Origin of the sequence: Collimonas sp. (genome assembly GCF_044339385.1) — a bacterium.
Lineage (GTDB): Bacteria > Pseudomonadota > Gammaproteobacteria > Burkholderiales > Burkholderiaceae_D > Collimonas.
Map to the genome: position 1 here is coordinate 1 of NZ_JBIIVN010000145.1, position 6,741 is coordinate 6,741.

Here is a 6,741-nt window from a genome sequence, read left to right on the forward strand (position 1 = left end):
CAGCATTCGACGCTTGGCTATCGTTCACCCTGCCAGTATTTAGATGACTGGCTCACTGAGCAACATCAGGAAAAACAGGCGGCATAAAAGCCACCTGTTGGACGACGAAAAATCGAGGGAAGCTCAGATCTCATTGGTGTTTCTTCGTATTTGTTGAGGTGTAGGAAGGAAACAATAGTATTTAATTTAAAGTAGTGGCGATGCCACATCTGAGCAGCGGCTTTGCTGACTGCTTGCTGTCTTTGCTTGCGGGGTAGGGGCGAAGTCGGGAGTAGGGAGTGGGAGTGGGGAGCAGCGGCTGGTGGTCTCGTTCATGCCGCCAATATGCGGCCGATGGCGGCGCTGTTGGTTGTGATTTTTTCCGTATCTTCGTACAGCAATCCGACCCGTTGCTGCAATCCGTGCCAGGCCGCCCAGCCACTGGCCTGGGCCGCTGCGGCGTCATGTGCGGGGATCGAGCCCACATCGCTCTGGCTCGAAACAGTGGCCGCGAGATGGGGGTTGAGCACTTGCTCAGCCCGCCCTAAGATCTGGCACACGTGCGTGGTGGCGGCATCCAACTGCGTATTCACCGCGTCATGCGGCATGCCTTCGGCGTTGCGCCGAAGCAGCATACGCAATGCTGCCACGTGTGCCATGATCAGGTAGTTCTGGACGATGAACTGGTTCAGGTTTTCTACTGCACGATGTTTGCTGACCGGTTCGTCGAGCATGCGCACCAAGGTTGATACCAATTCTGAAATATTGTCCAGAAAGCGCTTACGGCAAAGCCGATAAATGAAATCGTCGGCACTCTTGCCTTGCATCAGATTGTTGCTGGCTTCGAGGAAGCGCTGGTTGCTTTTTAATACATTGCGAATCAGTTGTGGCAAGGTGCGGTACTCCCAGCTTGGCAAGACGAAGCTGAATGCGGTGGCAATGGCGGCACCGATCAAGGTGTCCATCAGGCGTTCGCCGATCACATGGCCGCTGCTCGGGATGACCAGATTAATCTGTAGCAATATCTGCATACTGGCGGCGATTGCGGTGTAGCGGTATTTGACATAAATGAAGGCTGGCGCGGCGACAGTTGCCATGAACAGAAAGCCGAGCAGTGCCACCGGCTCGTGCACAAAGCGCAGAATCAGGGCGGTGGCGACGCAGCCGATCAAGGTGCCGATCAAACGATCGCTGCGACGCTGTTTGGTTTGGCTGAAGCTGGGTTTGAGAATAATGGCAATCGTCAGCACCACCCAGTAGCCGTGTCCGGCATACGGCAACGCATCGGCCGCCAGCAGGCCGCAGCAAATCGCCAGTGCCGCCCGTACCGAAAAACGGAAGGTTGGCGAGTGCCAGCGCAGGTTGGCCACCAGTACCCCCAACTGGTATTTTTGCTGCGTCAGAAACTGCGTCATGTCCTTGCTCAGCAATACCGGCAGCGGGCCTTGCACGCTTTGGGTGGCGTGGTGCAACTGGCCGATCATGTCGATTGCATCGCAGATCTTGCCGTAGGTGGCGCGCAGGACGTCCAGGGCTTCCTGCGGCACCTTGCCAGTCAACTCATCCTGTTGTAACTGCTGCAACTCGGCCTCGATTGAGCGCAATTCTGCCTTGTAGCTGATGCTGGCGAATGAGGCGCGCTTGCGGGTGACGGCATAGGTGATGGATTCGATATCCTTGGCCGCCTTGTTGACCAGGTCACGCAGGTAAGTGAGGACTTCTGCATCGGCCAGATGCTGGCGTAGGATAGCGTAATCGGTATGGGTGGAGAGGATATGTTCGTACAGATCAAACATGCCGAAATGGACTTGCACCAGGATCGCATCCTCCTGATTCTTCGGGTCGCGCAGTATCAGGTCGCGCGATGCCTGCTGCTTTTCCGCCAGCACAATTTGTTGGCGCACCAGGATATTGAACTGGCTGCTGAGGTCGGCATGCATATCATAAAAATCGGCCTTGATATTGATATAGCGCGCCAACTCAAATAGCGCTTCGGCCAGCACCTGTTGCTTGATACGGCTGCGCAGGAACCATGAAACGATCATGGAATAGGCAAGGTAGATCAGGCCGCCGGCCAGGAACAGGCCGGTGTGAAAGAACGCCTGTCCGACATTCATCGCGTTTTCCATCGACAAAGTCATTACGAACAGCGCTGAAAATTGCAGCGGCATAGCCTTTTTGCCATACACCAGCATCATGCTGGCGAGAAAAGTCACGATCACCAGCATCATGCTCAACAACCAGTGGAATGGCGCACACAGGCTGATGACAAGCGTGACCACAGTACACAGCAGCACGCTTGACAGCATTTCGTTGAACTTGTGGCGCAGGCTGCTCGGCAAATCCATCAGGCTGGTGGAGGGGGGGCGCCGATACAGACCGTCATCGCGGTTGGTAAATCCGAGAACTGCAGCACCAGCATGGTCAGGCCCACCACGCCGGTGGCGATCCGCAAACCAGTATAGAAATAATGGCTAAATATAAAGGTGCGCAGATCGAGGGCGTAGTGCATGTCTGGTCTTAAGCGTTGGCTGACAATGCGCAGAGTGTAACCCGTTTGGCCTTGAAGAATGATTGAAAAATGGCATAAAAAGCATGAATTTTTTATCGTTCAAGAGCTGCCGGTCTGCCGCCAGCCGTCAATCGGGAATTTGCCGTTGGTGCGCCCGTCGTTCTGCGAAATCGCCGGTTTTTACGCTTTTTTTATACTTTGTTTACACCCGTACCAGGACTCGTTACGACATTTTTAGAAGCTATCTCGATAGCCTGTCATTACCGTAACTAATCTGTAATGAGGGTGATGATGGACCTGGTAATGGATGCAATTTATGTTGCTGCAATCGCCGCGATGTTTGGCGTGACCTGGGCGCTGGCGCTTGGCTGCAAGAAGCTGGAGGATCGGCAATGAACCCGTTTTATGTACTTGGCGCGGTGCTGACCGTGGCGCTGCTGGCGTATCTGGTGGTGGCCTTGATCAACGCGGAGGATTTCTGACATGACCTCCCAATCCACCATGTTGTTGATCGCTTTCCTGGTGGCGCTGCTGGTATTGAGCTACCCGCTCGGAAAATTTATCGTGCAGGTAGCCGCAGGCTCGTCCGATCAGGCCCCGGTAAGCGGCTTCGGCTGGTTTAACCGGGCCGAGCAATGGTTGTATCGTTGTGCCGGGATCCAGGCCAAGTCTGAGATGAACTGGAAGACCTACGCGCTGGCATTGCTGCTTTTTAATACCATCGGCGCACTGGCGACGTATTCGCTGCAACGCTTGCAGTTCTGGTTGCCGTTGAATCCGCAGCACTTTGCCAATCTCAGCTCGGATTCGGCGTTCAATACCGCTGTCAGCTTTATCAGCAACACTAACTGGCAGGGCTATTCGGGCGAAAGCGCGATGAGCTACCTGACCCAGATGCTGGTGTTGGCGGTGCAAAACTTCTTTTCCGCAGCGACCGACATGGCAGTTGCCTTCGCTTTGATTCGCGGCTTTGCGCGTCACTCGGCAAATTCGATCGGTAATTTCTGGACCGACGTTACGCGCTGCACCGTCTACATCTTGTTGCCGCTGTCGGTGATCTTCTCGATATTCCTGATCAGCCAAGGCGTGATCCAGAATTTCGACTCCTATCGGGAGGCCAACATCGTGCAGCCGTTGACTTATCAGCAGCCGAAAGTCGGTGCCGACGGCCAGCCGCTCAACGATGCAGCCGGCAAGCCGGTGCTGGAAACCATGCACACCAAGGTGCAAACTCTGGCCATGGGCCCGGTGGCGTCGCAGGAGGCTATCAAGATGATCGGCACCAACGGTGGCGGCTTCTTCAATGCCAACTCGGCGCATCCTTATGAAAATCCGACGCCGCTGTCGAATTTCATGCAAATGCTGGCAATCTTCCTGATTCCTGCCGCACTGTGTTTCACTTGCGGCTTCATGGTCGGTGACATCCGCCAGGGCTGGGCGGTGCTGGCGGCGACGACTGCCATCTTCGTCGTCATGACGGTGGTGGTGATGTACGCCGAGCAGCAAGCGCATCCGGGAATCGGCGCATTGGGGGTCGACCAGGCGCACAGCCTGCTGCAATCCGGCGGCAACATGGAGGGCAAGGAAACCCGCTTCGGCATCAGCGCCTCAGCCCTGTTTGCGGCAATCACTACCGCCGCTTCATGCGGCGCGGTGAATGCCATGCACGATTCGTTCACAGCCTTGGGCGGCATGGTGCCAATGGCCCTGATCCAGATGGGGGAAGTCGTCTTCGGCGGGGTCGGTTCAGGACTCTACGGCATGCTGGTGTTTGCCATCATGGCGGTGTTCATCGCCGGCCTGATGATCGGCCGCACCCCTGAGTATCTGGGTAAGAAAATTCAATCGTTCGAAATGAAGATGACGTCGATTGCGATCCTGGCGACGCCGATGCTGGTCTTGGGCGGCACCGCGATAGCGGTAATGGCGAGCGCTGGCGTGGCCGGCATTCTCAATCCAGGTGCGCATGGCTTCAGTGAAATTCTGTATGCGCTTTCGTCCGCCGCCAACAATAACGGCAGCGCATTCGGCGGACTATCGGCCAACACGCCGTTTTACAACGTCATGCTGGCAATCGCCATGTGGTTCGGACGTTTCATCATCATCGTCACGATTCTGGCAATGGCTGGTTCGTTTGCCGCCAAGAAGCGTCTGGAGCTCAACTCCGGAACCATGCCGACGCATGGCCCTTTGTTCATCGTGTTGCTCATCGGGGTGGTGGTTCTGGTGGGCGTGTTGAACTACGTGCCAGCGCTGGCGTTGGGGCCTGTGGTTGAACATCTGCAGATGTTCGCGCCGAAATAAAAAATTTTTGGGCGCAGTCCAGGCAGTCTCGCAGTGTGACCAACGTCTCTGTCCCAACCAATCAAGAAGAAGGATCATCATGTCTCGCACCAATCTGACGCTCTTCGATTCCGCGCTGATGGGCCCGGCCATCGTCGCATCGTTTCAAAAGCTGGCTCCGCAAACGCAATTGCGCAACCCTGTCATGTTCGTGGTTTATGTCGGCAGTATCCTGACCACGCTGTTATATTTTCAGGCCTTGACCGGCAAGGGCGAAGCCAGCCCGGCTTTTATTCTGGCCATTTCGGTATGGCTCTGGTTCACCGTCCTCTTCACCAATTTTGCCGAAGCTCTTGCCGAGGGGCGCCGCAAGGCGCAGGTAGAATCGTTGCGCGCGTTGAAGCAAACTGTCTTGGCCAAGAAGCTGGAGTCCAACAGCAAGCCCAACGGCCAGCGCAGTAACTGGACTTCGACTGCAGCGAGCAATCTGCGCAAAGGCGATGTGGTGCTGGTGGAAGCCGGCGATGTCATCCCGGTCGATGCTGAAGTCATCGAAGGTGCGGCCTCGGTCGATGAAAGCGCGATCACCGGCGAATCGGCTCCCGTGATCCGCGAATCAGGCGGCGATTTTTCCGCCGTTACCGGCGGTACCCGCATCCTGTCCGACTGGCTGGTGGTGCGTGTTTCGGTCAATCCAGGCGAAGCTTTCCTTCATCGTATGATATCGATGGTGGAGAGCGCCAAGCGCCAGAAGACACCGAATGAAATCGCCCTGACTATCCTGCTGGTGGCGCTGACCATTGTGTTCCTGCTGGTGACGGTGACATTGCTGCCATTCTCGTTATTCAGCGTGGCCGCCGCCAAGTTCAGCACGCCGATTACCATCACGGTATTGGTAGCCTTGCTGGTGTGCCTTATCCCGACCACTATCGGGGCCTTGTTATCGGCCATCGGCGTGGCCGGCATGAGCCGCATGATGCAAGCTAATGTGATTGCCACATCCGGCCGTGCAGTGGAAGCCGCCGGTGATGTTGACGTGCTGCTGCTGGACAAGACCGGCACCATCACGCTCGGCAATTGTCAGGCTTCTGCGTTCATTCCGGCGCCCGGTGTCAGCGAGCAGCAACTGGCCGATGTCGCCCAACTGGCTTCGCTGGCCGATGAAACCCCGGAAGGGCGCAGTATCGTGGTATTAGCCAAGCAACGCTTCAATATCCGTGAGCGCGAGATGACTGCGCTGAATGCCACCTTTGTGTCGTTCACCGCACAGAGCCGCATGAGCGGTATCGATATCGGTAACCACGCAATCCGCAAGGGTTCTTCCGAGGCATTGAAAAACTATCTGCAGGAACTGGGTCAGCCTTTCCCCGTCGAAGTGGCGCATCGTGTCGACGACGTTGCCCGTCGCGGCAGTACGCCGCTGGTAGTGGTCGATGACGGCATGGTGATGGGCGTGGTTGAATTGAAGGATATCGTCAAAGGCGGCATCAAGGAACGTTTTTCCGAGTTGCGTCGGATGGGTATCAAGACCGTCATGATCACCGGCGATAACCGGCTGACTGCGGCCTCGATTGCGGCCGAAGCCGGGGTCGATGATTTCCTAGCAGAAGCTACTCCGGAAGACAAGCTGAAACTGATCCGCAGCTATCAGTCGGAAGGCGTCTGGTGGCGATGACCGGCGACGGTACTAATGACGCACCGGCGCTGGCGCAGGCCGATGTCGCGGTGGCGATGAACAGTGGCACGCAGGCGGCGAAGGAAGCCGGCAACATGGTTGATCTGGATTCGAATCCGACCAAGCCGCTAGAGATCGTCGAGATCGGCAAGCAGATGCTGATGAGAGGATGTAATTAGTTTTGTGTAAACGGTCATTTGGCAGCACACTGCCACCATAGAGGAAAAAATGACCTACGTAAAACGCACCAAACGGGCCAAGCCCGATCCTGAGTTGGTCAAGCTGGCGGACA

At 56.3% G+C, this 6,741-nt stretch carries 2 protein-coding genes and 2 pseudogenes; 3 read left to right on the forward strand and 1 reads right to left on the reverse strand.

All coding sequences use genetic code 11. The features are described 5' to 3' along the window. Nucleotides 1–311 precede the first annotated feature (311 nt). Nucleotides 312–2,491, reverse strand: a pseudogene (locus ACIQ0R_RS10300) (FUSC family membrane protein). Nucleotides 2,492–2,883: 392 nt separating this feature from the next. Here ACIQ0R_RS10300 and kdpF point away from each other — a divergent pair. From kdpF to kdpB, 3 genes and pseudogenes are all read left to right on the forward strand, one after another. Continuing rightward, nucleotides 2,884–2,973: a K(+)-transporting ATPase subunit F gene (kdpF, locus tag ACIQ0R_RS10305; protein ID WP_395826877.1), complete on the forward strand. Its 90-nt coding sequence runs from the start codon at nt 2,884–2,886 to the stop codon at nt 2,971–2,973. A 1-nt stretch (nt 2,974) separates the two neighbouring features. Then, nucleotides 2,975–4,795, forward strand: coding sequence for a potassium-transporting ATPase subunit KdpA (gene kdpA, locus ACIQ0R_RS10310; RefSeq protein WP_395826879.1), 1,821 nt, complete (start codon nt 2,975–2,977; stop codon nt 4,793–4,795). A gap of 79 nt (nt 4,796–4,874) precedes the next feature. Then, nucleotides 4,875–6,613, forward strand: a pseudogene (kdpB, locus tag ACIQ0R_RS10315) (potassium-transporting ATPase subunit KdpB); the annotation flags it as partial. Between the last annotated feature and the right edge of the window lie 128 nt (nt 6,614–6,741).

Coding starts and splice junctions, on each gene's coding strand:
- kdpF (WP_395826877.1), top strand. CDS start 2,884: ATGAACCCGTTTTATGTACTTGGCGCGGTGCTGACCGTGGCGCTGCTG.
- kdpA (WP_395826879.1), top strand. CDS start 2,975: ATGACCTCCCAATCCACCATGTTGTTGATCGCTTTCCTGGTGGCGCTG.